Origin of the sequence: Enterobacter chuandaensis (assembly GCF_003594915.1) — a bacterium.
GTDB lineage: Bacteria > Pseudomonadota > Gammaproteobacteria > Enterobacterales > Enterobacteriaceae > Enterobacter > Enterobacter chuandaensis.
In genome coordinates, this window is record NZ_QZCS01000007.1 from 138,902 (window position 1) to 165,061 (window position 26,160).

The following is a 26,160-nucleotide window of genomic DNA, read 5'->3' on the forward strand; positions in this document are numbered from 1 at the left end:
TAGGGACCAGGGCCTGTCGAAGTCGACAAGCCAAACAAATTAGATGTGCTCGAACAACACCATCGATTCCAGGTGTCCAGTGTGCGGGAACATGTCCAGCATTGCCAGACGCCGAATCTGGTAACCCGCGCTGATTAATGCCTCACTGTCCCGGGCAAGCGTTGCCGGGTTACAGGAAACATAGACCACACGCTCAGGCGCGAGTTTAATAATATGCTGCATCACGCCCGGTGCGCCTGCACGCGCCGGGTCGAGAAGGATTTTGTCAAAGCCCTGCTTTGCCCACGGCTGCCGGGTGACATCTTCCTCAAGATTTTGATGAAAGAACGTCACATTTTGCAAGCCGTTCTGTTGGGCGTTCTCCTGGCCTTTGGCTACCAGCGCCTCAACGCCTTCCACACCGACCACGCTTGCGGCTCTGCGCGCCAGCGGCAGGGTAAAATTGCCCATGCCGCAGAACAGATCGAGTACCCGGTCAGTGGGCTTTACGTCAAGCCACGTCAGCGCTTTCTCAACCATCTGCTGGTTAACGCCATCATTCACCTGAATGAAATCCCGCGGGCTGAACGTTAAGCGTAGCCCGTCTGACGCATACCAGGGGGCTTCACCCGTTACCTGCTCAAGTATCTCGCTTTGCGGCGCGAGGAAAAGCGCAAGCTCATGAGAATGCGAAAAGCGTTCCAGTTTTTCGCGATCTTTCTTCGACAGCGGTGCGGTGTGGCGCAGCACCATCAGCGGGCCGTTGTTTGCCAGCACCAGTTCAACATGGCCCAATGCGCGCACCCCATCCAGCGATGCAAGACAGCGGTGCACGTCCGGAAGCAATGCTTCAATCTGGGGCACCAAAATGGGGCACTGCTTTACATCAACAATATCGCTGGAGGCCGCTTTGCGAAAACCCATCTCCAGCCGCTCCGTTTTGGGCTGATAGCTCAGGCTCAGGCGCGCGCGGCGGCGATATCCCCAGGGCTCATCGGCGATAATCTCGTCAGCTTCGTGTTTGATGAGACGCGCCAGCGCCCGGCTTTTACTTTTTTGCTGTAATTCTGTGCTCACATGCTGTTGCTGGCAGCCTCCGCACACGCCAAAATGTGGACAGCGGGGTTCCACGCGCTCCGGGCTATCGTTGAGGCGACGCTTCACCTGCCCGCGCGCGTACTGACGTTTGTCTTCCGTCAGCGTAATTTCTGCTCGTTCTCCTGGCAGCAAACCTGTTATAAACAGAGTCTTACCATTGTGACGAGCCACTCCCTGACCAAAAGGATCGAGGTCCGTGGCTTCAACAGTAATGATTTGACGCGTCGTCACGCGTCGCTTTGCAGAGTAGAATTGCGCCATCGCCGAGATTTTTCTCACATAAACATAATTCTCTTAATTGTCCCATAACGGAACGCCATGACCAACTACAGCCTGCGCGCGCGCATGATGATTTTGATCCTCGCCCCCACCGTTCTCATCGGTTTGCTGCTGAGTATCTTCTTTGTGGTGCACCGCTATAACGATTTGCAGCGGCAGCTTGAGGATGCAGGCGCCAGCATCATCGAACCGCTCGCCGTCTCCAGCGAGTACGGAATGAACCTGCAAAACCGCGAATCCATTGGGCAGTTGATCAGCGTACTCCACCGACGCCACTCGGATATCGTCCGCGCCATTTCCGTCTACGACGAACATAACCGCCTGTTTGTCACCTCGAATTTTCATCTCGACCCGGCGGCTCTGAAGATCCCGGACGGTACGCCCTTCCCTCGCCATCTCACCGTCTTGCGGCGCGGCGATATCATGATCCTGCGCACGCCGATCGTGTCGGAAAGCTATTCACCGGATGAGTCTGCGCAATCCGACGCTAAATCCAGCGATAACATGCTGGGATATGTGGCGCTGGAGCTGGATCTCAAGTCGGTCCGGCTCCAGCAGTACAAAGAAATCTTCATCTCTGGCGTGATGATGCTGTTCTGCATTGGTATCGCACTGATCTTCGGCTGGCGTCTGATGCGCGACGTGACGGGCCCCATCCGCAATATGGTTAACACGGTTGACCGCATCCGCCGCGGACAGCTCGACAGCCGGGTGGAAGGGTTTATGCTGGGCGAGCTGGATATGCTGAAGAACGGCATCAACTCGATGGCGATGTCGCTGGCGGCGTACCATGAAGAGATGCAGCATAACGTTGACCAGGCCACCTCTGACCTGCGCGAAACGCTGGAGCAGATGGAGATCCAGAACGTTGAGCTGGATCTGGCGAAAAAGCGCGCGCAGGAGGCGGCGCGTATTAAGTCGGAATTCCTGGCCAATATGTCGCACGAGCTGCGTACGCCGCTCAATGGCGTGATCGGCTTCACCCGCCTGACGCTCAAAAGCGAGCTTAACCCGACCCAGCGCGATCACCTGCACACCATTGAACGCTCGGCCAACAACCTGCTGGCGATCATTAACGACGTGCTGGACTTCTCCAAGCTGGAGGCTGGCAAGCTGATCCTGGAGAGCATTCCCTTCCCGCTGCGCAGTACGCTTGATGAGGTGGTGACGCTGCTCGCGCATTCGTCGCACGATAAAGGCCTTGAGCTGACGCTCAACATTAAAAACGACGTGCCGGATAACGTCATTGGCGATCCGCTGCGCCTGCAGCAGGTCATAACCAACCTTGTCGGGAATGCGATTAAATTCACCGAAAGCGGCAATATCGACATTCTGGTAGAAAAACGCGCGATCAGTAATAACAAGGTACAGATTGAGGTTCAGATCCGCGATACCGGCATCGGCATTCCGGAGCGGGATCAGTCGCGTCTGTTCCAGGCCTTCCGCCAGGCGGATGCCAGCATTTCCCGCCGTCATGGCGGTACCGGCCTGGGGCTGGTGATCACGCAAAGGCTGGTAAACGAGATGGGCGGTGATATCTCTTTCCACAGCCAGCCAAACCGCGGCTCAACCTTCTGGTTCCATATTAACCTCGACCTCAATCCAAACGTGCTGACCGACGGCCCGGTGACGGACTGTCTGAAAGGTAAGCGCCTGGCCTACGTCGAGCCTAACGCGGCGGCGGCACAGTGCGCGCTGGATATCTTAAGTACCACGCCGCTGGAGGTGGTCTACAGCCCAACCTTCTCTGCGCTTGCCGTTGAGCACTATGACATTTTGCTGATGGGGATCCCGGTTACCTTCACTGGAGAACTGACTATGCAGCAGGAGCGCCTGGCGAAAGCCGCGTCGATGACGGACTATCTGCTGCTGGCGCTGCCCTGCCATGCCCAGCTCAATGCGGAGGAATTGAAGAATGACGGAGCGGCCGCGTGTCTGCTGAAACCGCTCACGGCAACCCGTCTCCTGCCCGCGCTCACCGAGTTTTGCCTGCTGAGCCAGCATGCCCTGCCGCTGGTTAACGATGAGCAAAAACTGCCGATGAGCGTGATGGCGGTGGACGATAATCCGGCAAACCTGAAGCTTATTGGCGCGTTGCTTGAAGACCAGGTTCAGCATGTGGAGCTGTGCACCAGCGGTGCGCAGGCGGTGGAACAGGCTAAGCAGATGCAGTTCGATCTAATCCTGATGGATATTCAGATGCCAGGCATGGACGGCATTCGTGCCTGCGAGCTGATCCACCAGCTTCCGCATCAGCAGCAAACTCCGGTGATTGCAGTCACCGCGCATGCAATGGCCGGTCAGAAAGAGAAGCTGCTGAGCGCCGGGATGAATGATTATCTGGCGAAGCCAATCGACGAAGAGAAGCTTCATAACCTGCTGTTACGCTATAAGCCGGGGCATATTGGCGGGACGTACACGGTGTCCAGCGAGCCGGTTGAGCTCAGCGTCAATCAGAACGCGACCTTTGACTGGCAGCTTGCGCTGCGCCAGGCGGCTGGTAAAGCCGATTTAGCCCGTGACATGCTGCAGATGCTGGTCGCATTTCTGCCGGAAATTCGTAATAAGGTGGAAGAGCAGCTGGTGGGCGAGAATCCGGAAGACCTGGTGGACGCTATCCACAAGCTGCACGGCAGCTGCGGCTACAGCGGCGTACCGCGGCTGAAAAATCTCTGCCAGCTGCTGGAACAGCAGCTGCGCGCGGGTACGCCAGAATCGGAGCTTGAACCGGAGTTCCTGGAGCTGCTGGATGAGATGGATAACGTGACGCGGGAAGCGATGAAGGTGTTGGGGAGCTGAGGTAAAAGCCCGGTGGCGCTACGCTTACCGGGCCTACAGGTGCGCTAACGTAGGCCGGGTAAGGCGAAGCCACCACCCGGCAATCACGGTTAAAATGCCTGCCCTACTTTCAGCACCGCCGCGATATTCCTTGCGGCCATCTGTACATTCGCGCTGGCATTTTCCAGTGCGTCCTCCAGCGAGCAGATGGTGTAGATCACGCTAAACACCGCGTCTAAGCCGTGATCGTGTACCACACCAACATCCGCCGTCAGGCTACCCGCAATGCCGATAACGGGTTTGTTAAAGCGTTTCGCCACTTTCGCCACCCCCACCGGCACTTTACCGTGGATCGTCTGACTGTCGATGCGACCTTCCCCCGTGATCACCAGATCCGCATCGGCCACCTGATCGGCCAGGCGAAGCGCATCGGTCACGATCTCAATGCCCTGGCGCAGCTGCGCGCCGCAGAAGGCGTATAGCGCCGCTCCCATTCCCCCCGCCGCGCCGCCGCCAGCGAGGTTCAGCACATCGATATCCAGATCCCGGGCAATGATCCGCGCATACTGTGCAAGCGCGTTGTCCAGGGTGACGATCATCTCGGGTGTAGCGCCCTTTTGCGGGCCAAAGACGGCTGACGCGCCATCCTTGCCGGTGAGCGGATTCGTCACATCACAGGCGACTTCAATCCGGCACTCCGCCAGCCGCGTGTCCAGCTCGCTCAGGTCAATACGCGCAAGTTTTCCCAGCTCGCCCCCGCCCTGCTTCAGCGGCTGTTCACTGGCATCCAGCAGCTTCGCACCCAGCGCCTGCACCATACCGGCGCCGCCGTCATTGGTGGCGCTGCCGCCGATACCGATGATGATATGCTTAACGCCCGCATCCAGCGCGTGGCGGATAAGTTCACCGGTGCCCCACGAAGTGGTTTTCAGGGGGTCACGCTGCGAAGGTGCAACCAGCTCCAGACCGCTTGCCGCCGCCATTTCGATAAAGGCGCTTTGCTCGTCACCGGATATCCCATAAAACCCGTCCACGCGCTCGCCGAGGGGACCGGTCACCGGGACATGCACAATTCGCCCGCGGGTTGCCGCAATCATCGCCTCAACCGTACCTTCACCACCATCTGCGACCGGCAGTTTGACGTACTCCGCCTCGGGAAAAATCTCACGGAAACCACGCTCTATCGCTGTCGCAACCTCAAGCGCACTCAAACTTTCCTTATACGAGTCCGGTGCGATAACAATTTTCATAAGCCATCCTTACGCATAGTCGTTACGTTAAGCATACACCACGTAGAGAACCGCTCATGGGAGCGGTTCCAATGCGTTTATCGTACCATGCACGGACGTTTATTGTCGAATGTCCAGTCGGGGATCAGATACTGCATTGCCATCGCGTCGTCGCGCGCGCCCAGACCGTGTTTCTGATACAGCTCGTGTGCTTTCATTACCCGATCCATATCCAGCTCAACGCCCAGCCCCGGCGTGGACGGCACCTGCACCATGCCGCCTTTGATCTCAAACGGCTCTTTAGTGAGGCGCTGGTTCCCCTCCTGCCAGATCCAGTGCGTGTCGATTGCAGTAATCGTGCCCGGCGCAGCAGCGGCAACGTGCGTGAACATCGCCAGCGACACGTCGAAGTGGTTGTTAGAGTGTGAGCCCCAGGTCAGGCCAAATTCGTGGCACATTTGCGCCACGCGAACCGATCCCTGCATCGTCCAGAAGTGCGGATCCGCCAGCGGAATGTCCACGGACTGGAGGGATAAGGTATGTCCCATCTGACGCCAGTCGGTGGCGATCATATTCGTCGCTGTCGGCAGCCCTGTTGCACGACGGAATTCGGCCATGACTTCACGACCGGAGAAACCTTGCTCTGCCCCGCATGGATCTTCGGCGTAGGCCAGTACGCCCTTGAGCTGCTTACCAATTTTGATCGCCTCATCAAGCGACCACGCGCCGTTTGGATCCAGCGTGACGCGCGCCTGCGGGAAACGTTTTGCCAGCGCGGTAATGGCTTCGGCCTCTTCTTCTCCCGCCAGCACGCCGCCTTTCAGTTTGAAATCGTTAAAGCCATATTTTTCGTACGCGGCTTCCGCCAGGCGCACCACCGCATCCGGATTCATGGCTTCATCGTGACGAATACGATACCAGTCGCATGATTCATCCGGCTGGCTCTGGTACGGCAGCGGCGTCAGTTTGCGGTTGCCGACAAAGAACAGGTAGCCCAGCATTTCCACTTCCGTGCGCTGCTGTCCCTCGCCCAGCAGCGACGCAACGTTCACGCCCAGGTGCTGGCCCAGCAGATCGAGCATCGCGGCTTCAATGCCGGTGACCACGTGGATAGTGGTGCGCAAGTCGAAAGTTTGCAGACCCCGGCCAGCCGCATCGCGATCGGCGAAGGTGCTGCGCACGGTGTTGAGGATATTTTTGTACTCACCCAGCGTTTTGCCCACCACCAGCGGAATAGCATCTTCCAGCGTTTTGCGGATCTTCTCCCCGCCCGGAATTTCACCCACGCCGGTATGGCCGGAATTGTCTTTGATAATGACGATATTGCGGGTAAAGAACGGCGCATGCGCGCCGCTCAGGTTCATCAGCATGCTGTCATGACCCGCGACCGGAATGATTTGCATGGAGGTGACGACAGGGGTCGTAAAAGTACTCATCGTGTAATCCTTTTATCAGTGACGTCCAAAAACAGGGCGCTTACGGTCAAATGTCCAGCCGGGGATAAGGTACTGCATCGGGCCCGCGTCGTTACGCGCGCCGCCAGGTAGCTTTTTATACGCCTCATGCGCTTTATGGATCTGATCCCAGTCAAGCTCCACGCCCAGCCCCGGCGCATCCGGTACGGCAATGTTGCCGTTTTTGATCTCCAGCGGATTTTTCGTCAGGCGGGCTTCGCCTTCCTGCCAAATCCAGTGGGTGTCGATGGCGGTCGGGTTACCCGGCGCCGCCGCGCCAACGTGGGTAAACATCGCCAGCGAGATATCGAAATGGTTATTGGAGTGGCAGCCCCAGGTCAGGCCCCAGTCATTGCACAGCTGCGCCACGCGCACCGCGCCGGAGAGCGTCCAGAAATGCGGGTCTGCCAGCGGAATATCGACGGCGTTCAGCATCACCGCGTGGCCCATCTCGCGCCAGTTGGTGGCGATCATATTGGTCGCAACCGGTAGCCCGGTAGCGCGGCGGAATTCGGCCATCACCTCGCGGCCAGAGAAGCCCTGCTCGGCGCCGCACGGGTCTTCCGCGTAGGTCAGCACGTCTCCGAGATCTTTACACAGGCTAATCGCCTCATCCAGCAGCCATGCGCCGTTCGGGTCAACGGTGATGCGCGCCTCCGGGAAGCGTTTTTTCAGCATCCGGGCCGTTTCAATCTCCTGCTCGCCGGGCAGTACGCCGCCTTTAAGCTTGAAATCCTTAAAGCCGTAGCGATCCTGCGCGGCTTCCGCCAGGCGCACAACCGTCTCGCTGGACAGCGCCTCCTGGTGGCGCAGCTGATACCAGTCGTGAGCGCCCGGTGTGTGAGCCAGATACGGGAGATCGGTTTTATTGCGATCGCCAACGTAGAACAGATAGCCCAGCACGGTGACCGCCTCACGCTGTTTACCCGGCCCCAGCAGCTCGCAGACAGGCACATTCAGGGCTTTACCGAGCAGGTCCAGCAGAGCCGCCTCCAGGGCAGCAACGGCGTTGACGCGCAGTTCAAACGTCCAGGCACCTTTTCCAAACGTATCAAAATCAGCAGACTGATTACCCTTATGCACCCGCTGAACCACCTTGTTCAGACGTGCCACTTCCTGACCCACCACCTGCGGAATGGCATCAACCAGCGTCTGGTAGATCACCTCTCCGCCAGGAGCTTCACCCACCCCGGTATTGCCTGCGCTATCGGTCAGCACCACAATATTGCGGGTAAACCAGGCGTTGTGCGCGCCGCCGATATTGAGCAGCATGCTGTCCTGACCGGCCACCGGGATAACTTTCATTTCCGTGACGACGGGGCTTGATTGCGTTGTCATTATCCGCGCTCCACAACAGGTTTAAGTTCGACGCGCTTGATATCGCCCACCAGCACCAGGTAGCTCAGCACCGCCACCAGCGCATGTACCCCGACATAAATCAGCGCACCGTTAAAGGAGCCGGTGGTGCCGACGATGTAGCCGATAGCGATAGGCGTAACAATTCCTGAAACGTTGCCGAACATATTGAACAGACCGCCACTCAGGCCGCTGATCTCTTTTGGTGCCGTGTCCGCCATTACCGCCCAGCCCAGCGCGCCAATGCCTTTGCCAAAGAAGGCCATCGCCATAAAGCCGATAATCATCCACTCGGCGCTGACGTAGTTACAGAACACCATGGTCATGGAGAGCAGCATGCCGAGCACAATCGGCGTTTTACGCGCGATATTCAGCGAACCCGTACGGCGCATCAGCCAGTCGGAAATGACCCCGCCAAGCACGCCGCCGATGAAGCCGCAGATTGCCGGGACCGATGCGACAAACCCCGCTTTCAGGATCGACATGCCGCGCGCCTGCACCAGGTACACCGGGAACCACGTGATAAAGAAGTAGGTTAAGGCGTTGATACAGTACTGGCCGAGATAGATACCGATCATCATGCGTGAGCCAACGAGCTGTTTGATCTGAGCCCATTTCTGGCTGAACGGAACTTTTGCTTTCTCGGACTTCTGATCCATATTGATCAGCGCCCCGCCCTCGGCAATGTACTCAAGCTCTTTTTTGTTCACGCCGGGGTGTTGGTTTGGTTCGTGGATCACTTTCAGCCAGATAAAGCTGATGACGATCCCAAGCCCGCCCATGAAGAAGAAGACGTGCGACCAGCCCACCTCATGCGTCAGCCAGCCCATGATTGGCGCGAAGATGACCGTTGCAAAGTACTGTGCAGAGTTAAAAATCGCCACCGCCGTTCCCCTCTCCTGCGCCGGGAACCAGGCCGCGACAATGCGGCTGTTACCCGGGAAGGAAGGTGCTTCCGCCAGGCCCACCAGGAAGCGCAGCGTAAAGAGCGCCACGATGATGCCAAAACCGTTGAAGATATCGACGAAGCCCTGCAAAAGGGTAAAAGCAGACCAGATAAAAATGGACCAGAAATAGACGCGTTTAGAGCCAAAGCGGTCCAGCAGCCAGCCGCCAGGAATTTGCCCGATGACGTAGGCCCATGAGAATGCAGAGAAAACGTAACCCATGCCCACCGGATCAAGGCCGATATCTTTTGCCATTTCTGAACCGGCAATCGACAGCGTGGCGCGGTCACCATAGTTAAAGGATGTGACGATAAACAGCATCACCACTATCCAGTAGCGGGCATTGGTGCGCTTCTCAGCGCTGCTCGCTGCGTGGCTTAATGTACTCATTGTTGCACTCCTGAAACATAGCTTTCGCCTGGTTCATTCTGTACAGCACCGGTAGGGTAATCAGAATGAGATTAGTTTTGTCGTTTTGGTACGGCCTGAAGCCGTTTTATAGTGACCGGAAAAGTATATGAAGGAGTGACGCGTTCTCTCACCGTGCAAAAACACAACATTGAAGGGGGTGGGGAACGTGGTTTGGGGCATAAGCCCAAAGTATTGGAAGATACTTCACGGAATTGAGGATTGGATGCGGCTTTGTTGCCGGGCGGCGGCTACGCCTTACCCGGCCTACGAAACTATTTAAGAAGCGTTGCCCAGTGTTCAACCCACGGGTTCGACTCGCTCTCGGGTTCAGGATGCTCACCCGCATCAATCAGCAGCATCTCGCCGACGCGCTGGGCGCTCTGTTCCTGCAACAGCGCATCAAACTGCTTACCGCCGCCGCAGAAGTTGGCATAAGAGCTATCGCCCAGGGCAATGATGCCGTAGTGAACGTCTGGCTGGTAGCCAAGCTGGTCTTTAATGCCCAGGAACAGCGGCATGATGCTGTCCGGGAGATCGCCCTGCCCGGTGGTGGAGGTCACCACCAGAATGTATTTATCTTTATACTTTTCCCAGTCCGCCAGCTCCGGGTCTTCATAAACCGTGGCTTTATGACCCTGGCTTGCCAAAATCGCCTCAGCCTCTTCCGCTACCAGCAGCGAATTGCCGTACATCGTGCCGACAAAAATGCCTACTTCAGCCATGATATTTTCCCATAATGAATGCGCTTACTGTTCATCCTGAACGTTGCCTGTTACAAACTCAACCCTTTCATTTTCGGGGAGTTGTCCCAGCCAGCCAAACTGTGACAGCGCCTGCATCCAGACGTCGTCCAGCCCCGCACGGATAGTCAGAAATTCACCGGTAAAAGGATGATTCAGACTAAGTTCGCTGGCGTGCAGCATCAGCCGGTTACAGCCGAAGTGCTCTGCCGCGCTGCGGTTCTGGCGCAGATCGCCGTGCTTGCTGTCGCCAATAATCGGGTGGCGCAGGTGTGCAAGGTGGCGGCGCAGCTGGTGTTTACGCCCGGTTTTAGGCAAAAGCTCAACAAGGCTATAGCGCGTGGTGGGAAATTTGCTGGTTGCCACCGGCATTTCCGTGGTCGCCATACCGCGATAATCCGTCACCGCGGGCTGCGGGCCTTTATCATCGCGGGCAAATTTGTCGGCAATTTTGTCCAGCTCTTCCACCAGCGGATAGTCCAGTGTGGCGGATTCGGTCAGCCAGCCACGGACGATCGCGTGGTAGCGCTTCTGGATTTGATGCTGCTCGAATTGCTGCGCCAGCAAGCGGCCAGCTTCGCTGGAAAGCCCCATCAGCAGCACGCCGGAAGTCGGTCTGTCGAGGCGGTGCGCGGTAAACACATGCTGACCAATCTGGTCGCGCACGGTTTGCATCACCACCACTTTCTCATCACGATCCAGCCAACTGCGGTGCACCAGCCAGCCAGACGGTTTATTCACCGCCACCAGCCACTCGTCCTGATAGAGGATCTCAAGCGTCATGCATCTTCACCAGCAAACAGCGCGTCCAGTTTTTCCAGCTCAACCAACATCACATCGCGCGCAGGGTGCGTCGCCTCAAGCGCCATTTCATAATAGGGAGAGACAGCAAACGCCTGCGGCAGCGGGTGCCCCCCTTCCAGCAGGGCGTGCATGCGCGGAATTAATACCCACTGGAGCCACTCGAACGGTGCCAGCGTGTCCAGACAGAATGGCTGGGTACTGGCGAACGCTTCCGGCTTCGGCGCGGTCTCCTGCCACAGCTGATGCTGGCGCAAAAGGGCTTCGATGGCGTGCAACTGAGCACGAACGCTATCGTGTTGCGTCATAGTAACTCCAACTGAAAAAGTGAACGGCGCGCAGCATAGCATTGCGGAAGGCAGAAATAAAAAAGGGAGCACTGTAAAAACAGTGCTCCCGGTTCGTTTCGCAGCATTCCAGCTACAATTCGTGCTCCCTGCTCATCCGTGACAACTTTTCCTGATGCCCGAAGGCCTGGTCATCCGTCTACCTTTTGCATCCTGCACACATCTTCCTGACGTGTTTGTTTCATCCTGAAACGTCCTGGCCTTCCTGACCCACCGACCATCCTGACCGGCTCTCGTTCTCCTTCCTGGAGGTGTCCCTTACGCATCCTGCGTTATCCTTTTGCTTCATCCTGAAGCCTTCCTGCAGCGCCATCCTGACGTGTCCTGAGTAAGAAACGCCATCATCCTGATGTTCGTTTCTCGTGTCGGCCTCCTGTCGACGGAGATAGAATCCGCTATTCCGCTTCGTCTTACAACCCACCCTGCGAGCACTGTAAGCCGTAAGAAATCCCCCAATAAAAGGCGATGAACAACTAATTCATTGAAAAACAGAGTGATATTAATCTCAATTAAATGAGGCAATACTGAATGTTCCAGCGATCTCTCACAAACTGTGTAAGAGATCTCTCACACGCGCCATAGCATCATGGATTACAGAAGTGGCTCAAGTCGGGTAAGGAAATCCGCAAGGGAGGGGGCGAGAATCTCGCGATTGCGGGTGCCGAGAGTCTCTTTAATCACTTCTCCGGACAGGTTGCAGACGGATATCACATCCAGTTCGCTGTCCAGCGTGGCGATAAAGAGCGTCGGAGAAAGCTTAAGGCGCTTTTGCGTGACCAGATGACCAATGAGGTTTTCCTGAACTCGCTGCAGATCGTCTTCACTCCAGGTCTGCAACAGCGTCAGCGTCATATCAGCAAAGCGCGCAGGCATATCCCCTGCCAGCTGCGTGGTATAAAACGCATGAACCGCTGGTTGTACCACAATGTCCATTGCCCGTTCAACCGCATTTACATTCTGCTCGCCGCCGAAAGGTTTTGGCTGCCAGATAACGTAATCGTCAACTGAAGAAATAATGCATGGCGATGGGACGCCGTATAAATCAGCGCGTTGCGGCCATGTCCCGTGCTTTTCATGCCATGCGTCGCAATAACGGGTGGTGAAGGAAGTAAGGGCATTTGCGGTTTCGATGTCCACCGATTTCTCTCTTCTTGTAAGACAGGATAAACTCAGCCCATAAGTGTACCTGTAAAGTGGCTATGAAACATGTCTTACGAAAATCATCAGGCGTTAACCGGCTTAACGCTGGGTAAATCGACCGATTACCGCGACACCTACGATGCAAGCCTGCTGCAGGGTGTGCCGCGCAGCCTGAATCGCGATCCGCTGGGCCTGCACGCGGGCGCGCTGCCGTTCGTGGGCGGCGATATCTGGACGCTGTATGAACTCTCGTGGCTCAACGCGCGCGGCCTGCCGCAGGTAGCGGTCGGCCACGTTGAGCTGGATTACGCCAGCCAGAATCTGGTGGAATCCAAAAGCTTCAAGCTTTATCTCAACAGCTTTAACCAGACCAAATTCAACAGCTGGGACGATGTTCAGCAGACGCTGGAGCGCGATTTAACCGCCTGTGCACAAGGCAAGGTGAGCGTTTCGCTGTATCGCCTGCACGAGCTGGAGGGGCAGCCGATTGCCCACTTCCACGGGACCTGCATCGACGATCAGGACATCGAGGTGGAGAATTATGAATTCAGCGCCGATTACCTCGAAAACGCGGCGAGCGGAAAGGTCGTCGAAGAGACGCTGGTCAGCCATCTGCTGAAGTCCAACTGCCTGATCACCCACCAGCCGGACTGGGGTTCGGTGCAAATCCAGTATCGCGGCCCGAAAATCGATCGGGAAAAGCTGCTGCGCTATCTGGTGTCGTTCCGCCATCACAATGAATTCCACGAGCAGTGCGTGGAGCGCATTTTTAACGATATTCAGCGTTTCTGCCAGCCAGAGACGCTGAGCGTTTACGCGCGCTATACCCGCCGCGGCGGGCTGGACATTAACCCGTGGCGCACCAACACCGATTTTGTGCCAGCAACCGGACGGCTGGTGCGTCAATAATATAAATATTTTCACAATATGCGCGGTATCTTCCGCGCTTTAGGTTGTGAAACGTCACACGCCAGGGCTATTGTAATCAAAGGGAATGACGATAATCGTCCCATAAGGAGCTCACTTGATTACACATATTAGCCCGCTTGGCTCAATGGATATGTTGTCGCAGCTGGAAGTGGACATGCTTAAACGCACGGCCAGCAGCGATCTTTATCAATTGTTTCGTAACTGTTCACTTGCCGTCCTGAACTCCGGAAGCCTGACCGATAACAGTAAAGAACTGCTGTCCCGCTTCGAAAGCTTCGATATCAACGTGCTGCGCCGCGAGCGTGGCGTGAAACTGGAAGTGATCAACCCGCCGGAAGAGGCCTTTGTCGACGGGCGCATTATTCGCTCCCTGCAGGCCAACCTGTTTGCCGTCCTGCGCGACATCCTGTTTGTTAACGGGCAGATCCACAATGCAGGCCGCTTCCAGCATCTCGATCTTGAAAGCTCCGTTCATATCACCAACCTGGTGTTCTCCATTTTGCGTAACGCCCGCGCTCTGCACGTTGGCGAGGCACCAAACATGGTCGTCTGCTGGGGCGGCCACTCGATTAACGAAACCGAATATCTCTATGCCCGTCGGGTCGGAACGCAGCTTGGCCTGCGCGAGCTGAATATCTGTACCGGCTGTGGTCCGGGTGCAATGGAAGCACCAATGAAAGGTGCGGCAGTCGGTCACGCGCAGCAGCGTTGCAAAGAGGGACGGTTTATCGGCATGACCGAGCCGTCCATCATCGCCGCTGAGCCACCTAACCCGCTGGTTAACGAGCTGATTATCATGCCGGATATCGAAAAACGTCTTGAAGCGTTTGTCCGTATCGCTCATGGCATCATCATCTTCCCGGGCGGCGTGGGAACGGCGGAAGAGCTGCTCTATCTGCTGGGTATTCTGATGAACCCGGCCAACAAAGATCAGGTTCTGCCGCTGATCCTTACCGGGCCGAAAGAGAGCGCCGACTATTTCCGCGTGCTGGACGAGTTTATCGTGCATACGCTGGGGGAGAACGCGCGTCGCCATTACCGCATTATCATTGACGACGCGGCGGAAGTGGCGCGTCAGATGAAAAAAGCGATGCCGCTGGTGAAAGAGAACCGTCGTGATACCGGCGATGCTTACAGCTTCAACTGGTCAATCCGTATTGCGCCTGACCTGCAGATCCCGTTCGAGCCTACCCATGAAAATATGGCGAACCTCAAGCTTTACCCGGACCAGCCGGTGGAAGTGCTGGCCGCCGACCTGCGCCGCGCCTTCTCAGGAATTGTGGCGGGGAACGTGAAGGAGATGGGCATCCGCGCAATCGAACAGTATGGTCCGTACAAGATCCACGGCGACCCGGAGATGATGCGCCGCATGGACGACATGCTGCAGGGCTTTGTGGCACAACACCGCATGAAGCTTCCAGGTTCAGCCTACATTCCGTGCTACGAAATCTGTACGTAACGCTCCGCTTCTTCCCTTCTAAGCCGGGCCGCGCTGTTGTGCGTCCCGGCTTTTTTTTACGGAATCAATTCATAGATATTGCTTATGTCTTTTGCAATCTCGCCCTTAACGCAAACGATTACTTCGATTTTACAACCGTAAATTATCAGCCTTAATCTAAATTACCCGCCAGAAAATCCTAAAAAGCCATTTCTTTACAGCGAAAGACACCTATCTCACGGGCCGCTCTTTTAGCTCACATGTCGTTGGTGGTAGCCTTCGCGCCCGTAAATTCTCTTTGATGTTTTTTTAACAGATAAATGGTCTAAAGATGCCCACATCATAAGTGGATTATTGCATTTGGGATCACGATCACTGATAGATTCATAACTAGAATGTATCTTTCCGCCCGCCAATAGTTACGGGCGAAAATTATTAAAAAACCGTCACTGAACGAATTTCATATTACCGTCAGGCGCTTTTTCATCGGATTTGACTAGAAACCTGACAATTTGCTTCCTCCAGGAGATACAGATGGAAACCACTCAAACCAGCACCGTTGCTTCGATTGAATCCCGAAGTGGTTGGCGCAAAACGGATACCATGTGGATGCTTGGCCTTTACGGCACGGCAATCGGCGCTGGTGTACTGTTCCTTCCTATCAACGCAGGCGTCGGCGGTCTGATTCCGTTGATCATCATGGCCATCATCGCCTTCCCGATGACCTTCTTCGCACACCGCGGTCTGACCCGCTTCGTGCTTTCCGGTAAAAACCCGGGCGAAGACATCACCGAAGTGGTTGAAGAACATTTCGGCGTTGGCGCAGGTAAACTGATTACCCTGCTCTACTTCTTTGCGATTTACCCAATCCTGCTGGTTTACAGCGTGGCGATCACCAACACCGTTGAAAGCTTCATGACGCACCAGCTGCACATGACGCCGCCACCGCGTGCCATTCTGTCTCTGATCCTGATCGTGGGCATGATGACCATCGTGCGCTTCGGCGAGCAGATGATTGTTAAAGCCATGAGCGTGCTGGTCTTCCCGTTTGTGGCTGCGCTGATGCTGCTGGCCTGCTACCTGATCCCACAGTGGAACGGCGCAGCGCTGGAAACCCTGTCCCTGAGCAGCGCGTCTGCGACCGGTAACGGTCTGCTGATGACCCTGTGGCTGGCAATCCCGGTAATGGTCTTCTCCTTCAACCACTCCCCAATCATCTCCTCTTTCGCCGTGGCGAAACGCGAAGAGTATGGTAATGGTGCAGAGAAGAAGTGCTCCAGCATCCTGGCCCGCGCTCACGTGATGATGGTGCTGACCGTTATGTTCTTCGTCTTCAGCTGCGTACTGAGCCTCTCCCCGGCGGACCTGGCGGCAGCGAAAGAGCAGAACATCTCGATTCTGTCTTACCTAGCGAACCACTTTAACGCACCGCTGATTGCGTGGATGGCACCGATCATCGCGATGATCGCCATCACCAAATCCTTCCTCGGCCACTACCTGGGCGCGCGTGAAGGCTTCAACGGCATGGTGATTAAATCTCTGCGCGGTAAAGGCAAGAGCATTGAAATCAACAAGCTGAACAAAATCACTGCGCTGTTCATGCTGCTCACCACCTGGGCGGTAGCGACCCTGAACCCAAGCATCCTGGGTATGATTGAAACCCTGGGCGGCCCGGTCATCGCGATGATTCTGTTCCTGATGCCGATGTATGCGATTCAGAAAGTGCCTGCAATGCGCAAGTACAGCGGTCATGTCAGCAACGTGTTTGTAGTTATCATGGGTCTTATCGCAATCTCTGCGATCTTCTACTCCCTGTACACCATGTTCTGACGATCACCCGCGCCGTCTTCGGGCGGCGCACTCCTCCCTCTCTGACTGAAAGCAATGGACGCATCATGATTAGCGTATTCGATATTTTCAAAATCGGTATTGGTCCTTCCAGCTCTCACACCGTCGGACCAATGAAAGCCGGTAAGCAGTTCACGGATGACTTGATTGCACGCGGCATTTTGCACGACATCACCCGCGTGGTTGTCGATGTATACGGTTCCCTTTCCCTGACCGGGAAAGGCCACCATACCGATATCGCCATTATCATGGGCCTGGCGGGAAATCTGCCGGATACCGTTGATATTGATGCGATCCCTGGTTTCATCCAGGACGTGAACACCCACGGTCGTTTGCTGCTGGCGAACGGTGAGCATGAGGTTGAATTCCCGGTTGACCACTGCATGAATTTCCATGCGGACAACCTGTCGCTGCACGAAAACGGCATGCGCATTACCGCGCTGGCCGGCGACAAAGCGGTATACAGCCAGACGTATTATTCTATCGGTGGCGGTTTTATCGTCGACGAAGACCACTTTGGTCAAACCAGCACCTCTTCTGTTGAGGTGCCGTATCCGTACAAAACGGCGGCGGACCTCCAGCGTCACTGTCAGGAGACGGGGCTTTCCCTCTCCGGCCTGATGATGAAAAACGAGCTGGCCCTTCACAGCAAAGAGGAGCTGGAACAGCACTTTGCTAGCGTCTGGGAAGTGATGCGCGGCGGGATTGAACGCGGGATCACTACCGAAGGCGTTCTGCCGGGCAAGCTGCGCGTACCGCGTCGTGCGGCAGCGCTGCGCCGTATGCTGGTAAGCACCGACAAAACGACAACGGACCCGATGGCCGTCGTAGACTGGATCAACATGTTCGCACTGGCGGTGAACGAAGAGAACGCCGCAGGGGGCCGCGTGGTCACTGCGCCAACCAACGGTGCCTGCGGTATCGTTCCGGCCGTGCTGGCTTACTACGACAAGTTTATTCGTGAAGTGAACGCTAACTCTCTGGCACGCTACCTGCTGGTCGCCAGCGCGATTGGTTCGCTGTATAAGATGAACGCCTCCATTTCCGGTGCGGAAGTGGGCTGCCAGGGTGAAGTCGGCGTGGCGTGCTCCATGGCGGCGGCGGGCCTGGCAGAGCTGTTGGGCGCAAGCCCGGCGCAGGTCTGCATTGCTGCGGAAATCGGCATGGAACATAACCTGGGGCTGACCTGTGACCCGGTTGCCGGACAGGTACAGGTGCCGTGCATTGAGCGTAACGCCATTGCCTCTGTGAAGGCGGTGAACGCGGCGCGTATGGCACTGCGCCGCACCAGCGAACCGCGCGTCTGCCTCGACAAGGTTATCGAAACCATGTACGAAACCGGTAAAGATATGAACGCCAAGTACCGCGAAACCTCTCGCGGCGGCCTGGCGATGAAGATCGTCACCTGCGATTAAGCCCCTCAGGAAGCCTCGTTTTGCGAGGCTTCTTCCTGTTTTCCCTCTCACTATTCGTTTCATCCTGCCGACAGTGATACCCTTTACCCATTAGATTTAAGGGAGAATATCTGTGGCTGTTCATTTGCTTATCGTCGACGCGCTTAATTTGATTCGCCGGATCCATGCGGTACAAGGCACGCCCTGTAAGGACACCTGCCTGCACGCGCTGGAGCAGCTTATCCGCCACAGCGAGCCCACCCACGCGGTCGCGGTATTTGATGACGAAGCCCGCAACACGGGCTGGCGACACCAGCGCCTGCCGGACTACAAGGCCGGACGCGCACCGATGCCGGACGATCTGCATGCCGAAATGCCCGCCCTGCGTGCCGCCTTTGAGCAGCGCGGCGTTCCCTGCTGGGGCGCACACGGCAATGAAGCTGACGATCTGGCCGCGACGCTTGCGGTAAAGGTGGCCAGCGCAGGACACCAGGCGACGATCGTTTCAACCGACAAAGGCTACTGCCAGCTTCTCTCCCCCACGATCCGCATTCGCGATTATTTCCAGAAACGCTGGCTCGATGCCCCCTTCATCGCCAGCGAGTTCGGCGTCTCACCAGACCAACTGCCTGACTACTGGGGTCTGGCGGGAATCAGCAGTTCTAAGGTTCCGGGAGTTGCAGGCATCGGGCCAAAGAGCGCCGCGCAGCTGCTGACTGATTTTCAGAGCCTGGAAGGAATTTACGCCCGTCTGGATGAGGTGCCGGAAAAGTGGCGCAAGAAGCTGGAGGCGCATAAAGAGATGGCGTTTATCTGCCGGGAAATCGCAACGCTGCAGACGGATTTACAGCTGGACGGGAATTTGCAGCAGTTAAGGTTAGAGCGTTAAGATCCCCCTCACCCCGGCCCTCTCCCCAAAGGGGCGAGGGGGAATAGACCGCACGGAGCAGTCCCCTCTCCCCTTTGGGGAGAGGGTTAGGTTGAGGGGACTATCGCTCGTCGCGACGCCCGCCTACAGCCGCCCACCAGCGACGAATGTGTACCGTCACCTCTTCGCGGTCGTGATACAGCTGACGCGCCTGGATCTCCACGTTGATACCGTGTTCATCCATCTGCTCCTGAATGTAGGCCAGGTTCTGAGAAACCTCCTCGTAGCGCTTTTTCATCGGCAGCTTGAGGTTGAAAATGGTTTCACGACACCAGCCATTCACCAGCCAGGAGGCCATCAGCGCGGCCACTTTAGCCGGTTTCTCGACCATGTCGCACACCATCCAGGAGATGTTGTTACGGTTCGGACGATAGCGGAAGCCGTCTTCACGCAGCCAGGTGACCTGGCCGGTATCCATCAGGCTTTGCGCCATCGGGCCGTTATCCACAGACGACACCCACATGTTGCGTTTCACCAGCTGATAGGTCCAGCCGCCCGGACACGCGCCAAGGTCGACGGCATACATGCCGTTAGCCAGTCGCTCGTCCCACTCGTCCGCAGGGATAAAGACGTGAAACGCCTCCTCCAGCTTCAGGGTTGAACGGCTCGGCGCATCCGCCGGGAAGCGCAAACGCGGGATGCCCATAAAGAATGGAGAGTTGTTGTTGGTGTATGAATAGCCTGCGTAGCAGCAGCCCGGCGCGATAAAGAAGATATGCACCACCGGACGCTTCGGCGTTTCGTAGTTCGTCAGTACACCCGCATCTCGCAGCGCTGCGCGCAGCGGCACGGTAAATTTGCGACAGAACTTCATCAGCTCTTTGCTTTCATTGGTATCGGCAACCTCAACGCGCAGGTCGCCGCCCTTCTCCACCACGCCCTGCAGCATGCCGACAATCGGCGTGATGCGGTCTTCCGGCGGAAGATCTTTCAGCAGCTCACCCACGACAAACATCTGACGCGCGAAGATAAGCGAGCTGAACGGCAGCTCGCGTGCCAGCTTGTCTGCGTCTTCTGGCTGATAGCACTCGAATACCACATAGCCCGCGTTCTCTTTAACGCGGGCAAAGCCGAAGACTTCGCGCTTCGCCGCTTTATCGGTAATTTCCGCGGCGCACTCTTTCTCAAACCCCGGGCGACAATATAAAACAACCTTATTCATGAACAACGCCCTTGCGTTTCAGACGGATGGCTCCGATAAACATTAATACCCACCCCGCCAGGAAGCTGACGCCGCCGACAGGTGTAACAAACGCCCACAGGCGCAGATGCGAGAGTGCCAGGCAGTACAGGCTACCGCTGAACAGCACGGTACCCAGCGCCATAAACACGCTGCTCCAGTAAAACCAGATGCTAATCCGACGCTGCATCGCCACCGCCAGACCAAAAATAGCCAGCGTGTGGAACGCCTGATATTCAAGACCGGTCTGGATCCAGCCCATCTCGACAGCGCCCAACGACTTGCTTAAAACGTGCGCGCCAAAGGCGCCCAGTGCAACAAAAATAAAGCCACTCACCGCGGCAAAAATCAGCATGAATCGGCTGGTCATGTTTAAGTCCTGAATTAATGCGTGCCCGGCACACAAACGTTATTGTTCATACCTGAAGCGGAATTTTTCTTGCTCGCTTGCCGCTTTCGCCAGTATCCACTGCCGGAAGGCGGCTATTTTACCCAGTTCTGCCTGACTGTCATGACAAACCAGATAAAACGCATTCTTGCTGACCAGTACATCATTAAAAGGGCAAACCAGACGGCCTGCCTCAATTTCGGACTGCGCCATCACGTTGTTTGCCAACGCCACGCCCTGTCCGTGTATGGCAGCCTGTAGCACCATCGCACTGTGGCTAAAAATGGGGCCCTGCTGCACGTTTATATGACTAAGACCTAATTGACGGGTATAAGTTTGCCAGTCACGGCGAGAGGCATCATGTAAAAGCGTATGCTGCGCCAGGTCAGCGGGTGTTTTCAGCGCCTTGTCGCCCGTTAAAAGCAACGGAGAACAGACCGGAAGCAGATATTCTGCGTATAATTTTTCAACACGCAAGCCCGGCCAGTTGCCGCGACCATAAAAAATGGCGACATCCACATCATCAGCCAGCTTGTCTTCCTGACGATCCACCGCCTGGATTCGAACGTCGATCCCCGGATAAGCTGAGTTAAAGCTTGAGAGTCTTGGCACCAGCCATTGAATGGCAAAACTGGGCAATAAACTGACAGTCAGGGCACCTTTTGCACTGCGGGCCTGCAGCTTACGCGTCGCTTCCGTGAGCTGGGAAAAAATCTCTTTAATATCCTGAAAGTAGCTCTGCCCCTCTTCGGTCAACAGCAAGGAACGATTGCGTCGGCGGAACAGCTTAAGGCCCAGGAAATCCTCCAGAGACTTGATTTGGTGACTTACTGCGGCCTGTGTCACAAAAAGCTCATCTGCCGCACGAGTGAAGCTCAGGTGACGTGCTGCTGCATCAAAAACGCGTAATGCGTTAAGGGGTGGCAATCGCTTTGACATGGTTATCTGGCTTAGATGTTAACGGAATTTAACAAACAGGAAACAACGTTTAACCTATTAGTTTTTTTTATCTGAGCCATTATAATTTGTCCGTTGAGGAACTACCAGCAAATACCTATAGTGGCGGCACTTCCTGAGCCGGAACGAAGAGCTTTTTTCGGAATGCGTGTTCTGAAGGGCTTTTGGCTTACGGTTGTGATGTTGTGTTGTTGTGTTTGCAATTGGTCTGCGATTCAGACCACGGTAGCAACGCTACCAATTTTTCACTTCCTGTACATTTACCCTGTCTGTCCATAGTGATTAATGTAGCACCGCCAATTTGCGGTGCTTTTTTTTCGCCTGCGATCGATTAATGCTCGATCTCTTTCATCTCTTTCACGTCCGTGCGGTTGATCTGCTGCTTGTTCCCGTTAGCATCTTTGTACGAAATCATCCCGGTATCGTTATCGGTTGTCGGTTTCCCTTCCGAAACGATAGAACGACCATCGTTGGTGTGCATCACGTAGTTGTTACCAGAACAGGCGCTCAGGGCAAAAGTAAACGCACAGGCAGAAATGATTGCAGCTGTCTTATTCATGATTATTCTCCTTTAGCAATTAATGCTATTCAAACCTCGATTTATAACAGGCTAAAACATCCGCCTAACACTATTCAGCATAACCTGCTTTTTCGAGGTCGCCAGGATAAGCAGACGAATCTGATAGATATCAACCTCCTTGCCCTGCCGATGAAATTGCGCGACGATTTCATTATCGACATGAGGAATTCCATGAACGCATTCAGTCCTGCGCAGTTTCGCGCACAGTTTCCGGCGCTGGCCGATGCCGGTGTTTACCTTGATAGCGCCGCCACGGCCCTGAAGCCCCAGGCGGTAATCGAAGCCACGCAGCAGTTCTACAGCCTGAGTGCAGGCAACGTACATCGCAGCCAGTTTGCCGAAGCGCAGCGCCTGACCGCGCGCTATGAAGCCGCACGGGATCAGGTTGCACGCCTGATCAATGCCGAAAGCGGGAAAAATATCGTCTGGACGCGCGGTACGACCGAAGCGATTAACATGGTAGCTCAGTGCTATGCGCGCCCGTTGCTGCAGCCGGGGGACGAGATTATCGTCAGCGAAGCAGAGCACCACGCTAACCTGGTGCCGTGGCTGATGGTGGCTGAGCAAACGGGAGCGCGCGTTGTTAAACTCCCGTTGAGTGCAGACTTCCTGCCCGACGTGGCCCGTCTTCCTGAGCTGATTACGTCGCGCAGCCGCATTCTGGCGCTGGGGCAGATGTCCAACGTTACCGGTGGCTGCCCGGATCTGGCTCGCGCCATTGAAATTGCTCATGCCAGCGGCGTGGTGGTGATGGTCGATGGTGCTCAGGGCGTGGTTCATTTCCCCGCTGATGTGCAGGCGCTGGATATCGACTTCTACGCCTTCTCCGGGCACAAACTCTACGGGCCAACCGGGATTGGTGCACTGTACGGTAAACCGGAACTGCTGGCCAAAATGACGCCGTGGCTCGGCGGCGGCAAAATGATTACCGAAGTGTCGTTCGATGGCTTCAAAACGCAGGAGCTGCCTTACCGTCTGGAAGCCGGCACGCCGAACGTGGCCGGAGTCATCGGCCTGAGTGCCGCACTTGAATGGCTGGCGGAAACGGACGTGGTTCAGGCGGAAAGCTGGAGCCGGGGGCTGGCGACGCTGGCTGAGGAAGAACTGAAAAAGCGTCCGGGTTTCCGATCGTTCCGCGTTCAGGATTCCAGCCTGCTCGCCTTTGATTTTGCTGGCGTGCATCACAGCGATATGGTGACGCTGCTGGCCGGGTACGGCATTGCCCTGCGCGCCGGACAGCACTGCGCCCAGCCGCTGCTGGCGGCGCTCGGCGTAAGCGGAACCCTGCGCGCCTCGTTTGCGCCGTATAATACCCAAAGCGATGTCGACGCGCTGGTTAGCGCCGTTGACCGCGCCCTTGAAATACTGGTGGATTAATGACTAGCGCTGCTTTAGCCGGACATCCGTTTGGCACCGTCATCACTGAAGAGACCTTAAAACAGACCTTCGCCCCGCTCCAGCAGTGGGAAGATAAATATCGGCAGCTGATCCTGCTGGGTAAACAGCTCCCTGCCCTTTCAGACAACCTCAAAGCGCAGGCGAAAGAGATCGCAGGCTGTGAAAACCGCGTCTGGCTGGGTGTGAGCGCCTCCGGCGAGAAGCTGCACTTTTTCGGCGACAGCGAAGGACGCATTGTTCGCGGGCTGCTGGCGGTACTGTTAACCGCCATAGAGGGGAAAAGCGCGGCGGAGCTGCTGGCACACTCGCCGCTGGCGCTGTTCGACGAGCTGGGGCTGCGCGCGCAGCTTAGCGCCTCGCGCGGCCAGGGCCTGATCGCGCTCAGCGACGCGGTGCTGGACGCAGCCCGTCAGGCTCAGGCCTGACGTTCCGCCTTCGCCATCATCTTCTTCAGGGCGTGAGAGACCGCCACAAAGCCAAAGGAGGCGGTCACCATGGTGGCCGCACCAAAGCCTGAGGCACAATCCATTCTCTTTGGACCTTCCGCCGTGCTTTTCATCGCACAGACTGAACCATCCGCCTGCGGGTAGACCAGCGCTTCAGTTGAGAACACGCAGTCGACGCCCAGCTTGCCCTTACTGTTCTTCACCACGTTGAAGTCGCTTTTCAGGCGTTCACGCAGCTTGGCCGCCAGCGGATCCTGAATGGTTTTCGCCAGATCGGCCACCTGGATCTGCGTCGGATCGATTTGTCCGCCCGCCCCGCCCGTCGTGACCAGCGGTACCTTGTAGCGACGACAGTACGCGATCAGCGCCGCTTTTGGCCGCACGCTGTCGATAGCGTCAATCACGTAGCTGTAGCCTTTGCTCATGTATTCCGCGACGTTATCTGCCGTCACAAAGTCGTCGATCACCGTCACCCGACACTCCGGGTTGATGAGGCGAATACGTTCTGCCATCACCTCTGACTTCGCCAGGCCGACGTTATCGCGCAGGGCATGGATTTGACGGTTGGTGTTGGTGACGCAAACGTCATCCATATCAATCAGCGTAATCGCGCCAATACCGGTTCTCGCCAGCGCTTCCGCCGCCCAGGAGCCGACACCGCCAATGCCCACCACGCAGACGTGCGCATCCGCAAACAGCTGCAGGGCTTTTTCACCATAGAGACGTGCCGTGCCGCCAAAACGCTGGCGCCAGGCATCGCTGATTACCACAGACATAAAACCTCAGATGTAAAAAGGGTGAGGTTTTCCTCACCCTGAACAGTAATCCGTATTGCACTCAGAATACCACAATCAGCCGCTGAATACGCTTCCGGTACCCGGTGCCGCCTTCAGCACCCATACGCGTCCGTAGTGGTTATACCAGCCTGCACGGTGGCCCGCATCCGGACCAATGCCCTGATAGATATCAAAGTGCTGGCCTTTAATTGCTCCGCCCACATCCAGCGCTACCATCAGACGCAGCTCATACTGGCCGTTGAACTTGCCGTTGTTGTCGAGAAGAGGGACTTCCGCCAGCAGCGTGGTGCCCGCAGGAATGATAGAGCGATCGGATGCCACCGACGCGCGGCCAATCAGCGGTACGGCGCTCGCCCCTTTTACCGGGGCAAAGTTTTGCGGCTTGAAGAAGACGAAAGACGGGTTCTGCTCAAGAAGCTCACGCACTTCGGCTTCGCTGTGCTTTTCGCCCCACTCGCGGATCGCCTGCATCGACATATCTTCTTTTTTCACTTCGCCGCGGTCGATCAGCACCTTACCGATGCTGCGGTAGGCATGGCCGTTTTTCCCGGCATAGCTGAAGAAGTTGAGCGGCGAGCCGTCGCCAAAATCAATATAGCCGCTGCCCTGCACGTCCATGATGAAGTTATCCATCAGAGAGTTGCTGTAGGCCAGGACGTAGCTTTCGCTTAGCGCACCGGCGTAGATCTCGGCGCGAGACGGCAGGCGACCGCGTTTTGGCGGCATACGGTAGATAGGATACTGGAATTCGCCCTGACGCGTGTGTCGCGCCTGAATCACGGGCGTGTAGTAGCCGGTGAACTGGACGTTGCCGTAGTTATCCGCCCCTTCCATCTGCCAGGCATCAATACCAAACTGGCGCATGTTGCGCGTATCGCCGCCCGCCTTCAGCCAGTCCTGTACCGCGCTATAAACATTGTTCTGCGAGCTATACAGACGCGGCGACGCGTTGCGGATCTGGTAGACCTGCTCGGAGAAATCACCGGCGTTGATCGGCGCGCCAACGGCGTCAGGCTGATTAACTAACGAGAAAGGCTGGGATAACTTCCCGTCTTTATACTGCTGACCGCGATCGGTCGGTTTGGAAGAACAGGCCGCAAGAATCGCTACCATTGCGCCCGTCATCAGATACTTCGCCCAACGTCCTTTCATTATATCTCGTCTTTAAGTTGCCCATTTCCGCGTGATGAAGATAACAAACCGACAAAGCGAATGAAATGCGATCGCATGCCCTTTGGCAAATTCTGAGCAAAAAATAGTCCAAATGTCGCAATGCCGTTCAATTTACATACAAAGTTAATGATTTATGTGAAAAAG

Annotated in this window: 23 protein-coding genes; 8 read left to right on the top strand and 15 right to left on the bottom strand. The window is 56.3% G+C overall.

Annotated elements, in window-relative coordinates; genetic code table 11:
* Positions 1–39: 39 nt before the first annotated feature.
* Positions 40–1,338: a 23S rRNA (uracil(1939)-C(5))-methyltransferase RlmD gene (rlmD, locus tag D5066_RS13390; protein ID WP_119916234.1), complete on the bottom strand. Its 1,299-nt coding sequence runs from the start codon at positions 1,336–1,338 to the stop codon at positions 40–42.
* Positions 1,339–1,395: 57 nt separating this feature from the next.
* Here rlmD and barA point away from each other — a divergent pair, with 57 nt between their 5' ends.
* The gene (barA, locus tag D5066_RS13395; RefSeq protein WP_080330126.1) at positions 1,396–4,155 is read left to right on the top strand and encodes a two-component sensor histidine kinase BarA; all 2,760 of its coding nucleotides are present in this window, start codon (positions 1,396–1,398) and stop codon (positions 4,153–4,155) included.
* A gap of 89 nt (positions 4,156–4,244) precedes the next feature.
* On the opposite strand, the gene D5066_RS13400 is transcribed toward barA, so the two are convergent.
* The 8 genes from D5066_RS13400 to syd form a co-directional block, all read right to left on the bottom strand.
* Positions 4,245–5,384 (bottom strand): glycerate kinase, encoded by a 1,140-nt coding sequence (locus D5066_RS13400; RefSeq protein WP_119916235.1) that lies wholly within the window; start codon positions 5,382–5,384, stop codon positions 4,245–4,247.
* 77 nt (positions 5,385–5,461) lie between these two features.
* Positions 5,462–6,799: a glucarate dehydratase gene (gene gudD, locus D5066_RS13405; protein ID WP_080330124.1), complete on the bottom strand. Its 1,338-nt coding sequence runs from the start codon at positions 6,797–6,799 to the stop codon at positions 5,462–5,464.
* A gap of 15 nt (positions 6,800–6,814) precedes the next feature.
* Positions 6,815–8,155, bottom strand: a complete 1,341-nt coding sequence (locus tag D5066_RS13410; RefSeq protein ID WP_119916236.1) for an enolase C-terminal domain-like protein — start codon at positions 8,153–8,155, stop codon at positions 6,815–6,817.
* Positions 8,155–9,510 (bottom strand): galactarate/glucarate/glycerate transporter GudP, encoded by a 1,356-nt coding sequence (gene gudP / locus D5066_RS13415; RefSeq protein ID WP_080330122.1) that lies wholly within the window; start codon positions 9,508–9,510, stop codon positions 8,155–8,157. Before gudP ends, D5066_RS13410 begins: the two co-directional genes overlap by 1 nt.
* A 293-nt stretch (positions 9,511–9,803) precedes the next feature.
* On the bottom strand, positions 9,804–10,253 hold the full coding sequence (locus D5066_RS13425) for a flavodoxin (protein ID WP_119916237.1): 450 nt from the start codon (positions 10,251–10,253) through the stop codon (positions 9,804–9,806).
* A gap of 24 nt (positions 10,254–10,277) precedes the next feature.
* On the bottom strand, positions 10,278–11,054 hold the full coding sequence (gene truC, locus D5066_RS13430) for a tRNA pseudouridine(65) synthase TruC (RefSeq protein WP_119916238.1): 777 nt from the start codon (positions 11,052–11,054) through the stop codon (positions 10,278–10,280).
* Entirely contained in the window at positions 11,051–11,380 is a 330-nt protein-coding gene (locus D5066_RS13435; protein ID WP_119916239.1) for a YqcC family protein, read from the bottom strand. Before D5066_RS13435 ends, truC begins: the two co-directional genes overlap by 4 nt.
* 630 nt (positions 11,381–12,010) lie before the next feature.
* Positions 12,011–12,556, bottom strand: a complete 546-nt coding sequence (gene syd / locus D5066_RS13440; protein WP_119916240.1) for a SecY-interacting protein — start codon at positions 12,554–12,556, stop codon at positions 12,011–12,013.
* A gap of 69 nt (positions 12,557–12,625) precedes the next feature.
* Here syd and queF point away from each other — a divergent pair, with 69 nt between their 5' ends.
* From queF to xni, 5 genes are all read left to right on the top strand, one after another.
* The gene (queF, locus tag D5066_RS13445; RefSeq protein WP_119916241.1) at positions 12,626–13,468 is read left to right on the top strand and encodes an NADPH-dependent 7-cyano-7-deazaguanine reductase QueF; all 843 of its coding nucleotides are present in this window, start codon (positions 12,626–12,628) and stop codon (positions 13,466–13,468) included.
* Positions 13,469–13,583: 115 nt separating this feature from the next.
* Complete coding sequence (ppnN, locus tag D5066_RS13450) at positions 13,584–14,948, top strand: nucleotide 5'-monophosphate nucleosidase PpnN (protein ID WP_119916242.1); 1,365 nt, start codon at positions 13,584–13,586, stop codon at positions 14,946–14,948.
* A 513-nt stretch (positions 14,949–15,461) separates the two neighbouring features.
* A complete protein-coding gene (locus D5066_RS13455; protein ID WP_080330115.1) occupies positions 15,462–16,757 on the top strand; it encodes an HAAAP family serine/threonine permease in 1,296 nt (431 codons plus the stop codon).
* A gap of 65 nt (positions 16,758–16,822) precedes the next feature.
* Positions 16,823–18,190 (top strand): L-serine ammonia-lyase II, encoded by a 1,368-nt coding sequence (gene sdaB / locus D5066_RS13460; protein ID WP_080330114.1) that lies wholly within the window; start codon positions 16,823–16,825, stop codon positions 18,188–18,190.
* Positions 18,191–18,302: 112 nt separating this feature from the next.
* Positions 18,303–19,058, top strand: coding sequence for a flap endonuclease Xni (xni, locus tag D5066_RS13465; RefSeq protein WP_119916243.1), 756 nt, complete (start codon positions 18,303–18,305; stop codon positions 19,056–19,058).
* Positions 19,059–19,158: 100 nt separating this feature from the next.
* Here xni and rlmM read toward each other — a convergent pair whose 3' ends face one another.
* From rlmM to D5066_RS13485, 4 genes are all read right to left on the bottom strand, one after another.
* The gene (rlmM, locus tag D5066_RS13470; protein WP_119916244.1) at positions 19,159–20,259 is read right to left on the bottom strand and encodes a 23S rRNA (cytidine(2498)-2'-O)-methyltransferase RlmM; all 1,101 of its coding nucleotides are present in this window, start codon (positions 20,257–20,259) and stop codon (positions 19,159–19,161) included.
* Positions 20,252–20,647, bottom strand: coding sequence for a DUF423 domain-containing protein (locus D5066_RS13475; RefSeq protein WP_028014272.1), 396 nt, complete (start codon positions 20,645–20,647; stop codon positions 20,252–20,254). Before D5066_RS13475 ends, rlmM begins: the two co-directional genes overlap by 8 nt.
* A 39-nt stretch (positions 20,648–20,686) precedes the next feature.
* Positions 20,687–21,604 carry a glycine cleavage system transcriptional regulator GcvA gene (gcvA, locus tag D5066_RS13480; protein ID WP_014885066.1) on the bottom strand — a complete coding sequence of 306 codons (918 nt, stop codon included), beginning with the start codon at positions 21,602–21,604 and terminating at the stop codon, positions 20,687–20,689.
* Between the two features lie 349 nt (positions 21,605–21,953).
* Entirely contained in the window at positions 21,954–22,181 is a 228-nt protein-coding gene (locus tag D5066_RS13485) for a YgdI/YgdR family lipoprotein (protein ID WP_008499648.1), read from the bottom strand.
* 192 nt (positions 22,182–22,373) lie between these two features.
* On the opposite strand from D5066_RS13485, the gene csdA reads away from it, so the two are divergent.
* Positions 22,374–23,579 carry a cysteine desulfurase CsdA gene (gene csdA, locus D5066_RS13490; protein WP_119916245.1) on the top strand — a complete coding sequence of 402 codons (1,206 nt, stop codon included), beginning with the start codon at positions 22,374–22,376 and terminating at the stop codon, positions 23,577–23,579.
* Positions 23,579–24,025, top strand: coding sequence for a cysteine desulfurase sulfur acceptor subunit CsdE (gene csdE / locus D5066_RS13495; RefSeq protein ID WP_080330110.1), 447 nt, complete (start codon positions 23,579–23,581; stop codon positions 24,023–24,025). Before csdA ends, csdE begins: the two co-directional genes overlap by 1 nt.
* Here csdE and tcdA read toward each other — a convergent pair.
* Together tcdA and mltA are read right to left on the bottom strand one after the other, a co-directional pair.
* On the bottom strand, positions 24,016–24,822 hold the full coding sequence (tcdA, locus tag D5066_RS13500; protein ID WP_006811804.1) for a tRNA cyclic N6-threonylcarbamoyladenosine(37) synthase TcdA: 807 nt from the start codon (positions 24,820–24,822) through the stop codon (positions 24,016–24,018). The genes csdE and tcdA overlap by 10 nt on opposite strands.
* Positions 24,823–24,897: 75 nt before the next feature.
* Complete coding sequence (gene mltA / locus D5066_RS13505; RefSeq protein ID WP_119916246.1) at positions 24,898–25,995, bottom strand: murein transglycosylase A; 1,098 nt, start codon at positions 25,993–25,995, stop codon at positions 24,898–24,900.
* Positions 25,996–26,160 lie beyond the last annotated feature (165 nt).

Bases quoted from the DNA above. Each gene is read 5' to 3' on its own strand.
- rlmD (WP_119916234.1), bottom strand. From the start codon at position 1,338: ATGGCGCAATTCTACTCTGCAAAGCGACGCGTGACGACGCGTCAAATC.
- barA (WP_080330126.1), top strand. From the start codon at position 1,396: ATGACCAACTACAGCCTGCGCGCGCGCATGATGATTTTGATCCTCGCC.
- D5066_RS13400 (WP_119916235.1), bottom strand. From the start codon at position 5,384: ATGAAAATTGTTATCGCACCGGACTCGTATAAGGAAAGTTTGAGTGCG.
- gudD (WP_080330124.1), bottom strand. From the start codon at position 6,799: ATGAGTACTTTTACGACCCCTGTCGTCACCTCCATGCAAATCATTCCG.
- D5066_RS13410 (WP_119916236.1), bottom strand. From the start codon at position 8,155: ATGACAACGCAATCAAGCCCCGTCGTCACGGAAATGAAAGTTATCCCG.
- gudP (WP_080330122.1), bottom strand. From the start codon at position 9,510: ATGAGTACATTAAGCCACGCAGCGAGCAGCGCTGAGAAGCGCACCAAT.
- D5066_RS13425 (WP_119916237.1), bottom strand. From the start codon at position 10,253: ATGGCTGAAGTAGGCATTTTTGTCGGCACGATGTACGGCAATTCGCTG.
- truC (WP_119916238.1), bottom strand. From the start codon at position 11,054: ATGACGCTTGAGATCCTCTATCAGGACGAGTGGCTGGTGGCGGTGAAT.
- D5066_RS13435 (WP_119916239.1), bottom strand. From the start codon at position 11,380: ATGACGCAACACGATAGCGTTCGTGCTCAGTTGCACGCCATCGAAGCC.
- queF (WP_119916241.1), top strand. From the start codon at position 12,626: ATGTCTTACGAAAATCATCAGGCGTTAACCGGCTTAACGCTGGGTAAA.
- D5066_RS13455 (WP_080330115.1), top strand. From the start codon at position 15,462: ATGGAAACCACTCAAACCAGCACCGTTGCTTCGATTGAATCCCGAAGT.
- sdaB (WP_080330114.1), top strand. From the start codon at position 16,823: ATGATTAGCGTATTCGATATTTTCAAAATCGGTATTGGTCCTTCCAGC.
- rlmM (WP_119916244.1), bottom strand. From the start codon at position 20,259: ATGAATAAGGTTGTTTTATATTGTCGCCCGGGGTTTGAGAAAGAGTGC.
- D5066_RS13475 (WP_028014272.1), bottom strand. From the start codon at position 20,647: ATGACCAGCCGATTCATGCTGATTTTTGCCGCGGTGAGTGGCTTTATT.
- gcvA (WP_014885066.1), bottom strand. From the start codon at position 21,604: ATGTCAAAGCGATTGCCACCCCTTAACGCATTACGCGTTTTTGATGCA.
- D5066_RS13485 (WP_008499648.1), bottom strand. From the start codon at position 22,181: ATGAATAAGACAGCTGCAATCATTTCTGCCTGTGCGTTTACTTTTGCC.
- csdA (WP_119916245.1), top strand. From the start codon at position 22,374: ATGAACGCATTCAGTCCTGCGCAGTTTCGCGCACAGTTTCCGGCGCTG.
- csdE (WP_080330110.1), top strand. From the start codon at position 23,579: ATGACTAGCGCTGCTTTAGCCGGACATCCGTTTGGCACCGTCATCACT.
- tcdA (WP_006811804.1), bottom strand. From the start codon at position 24,822: ATGTCTGTGGTAATCAGCGATGCCTGGCGCCAGCGTTTTGGCGGCACG.
- mltA (WP_119916246.1), bottom strand. From the start codon at position 25,995: ATGAAAGGACGTTGGGCGAAGTATCTGATGACGGGCGCAATGGTAGCG.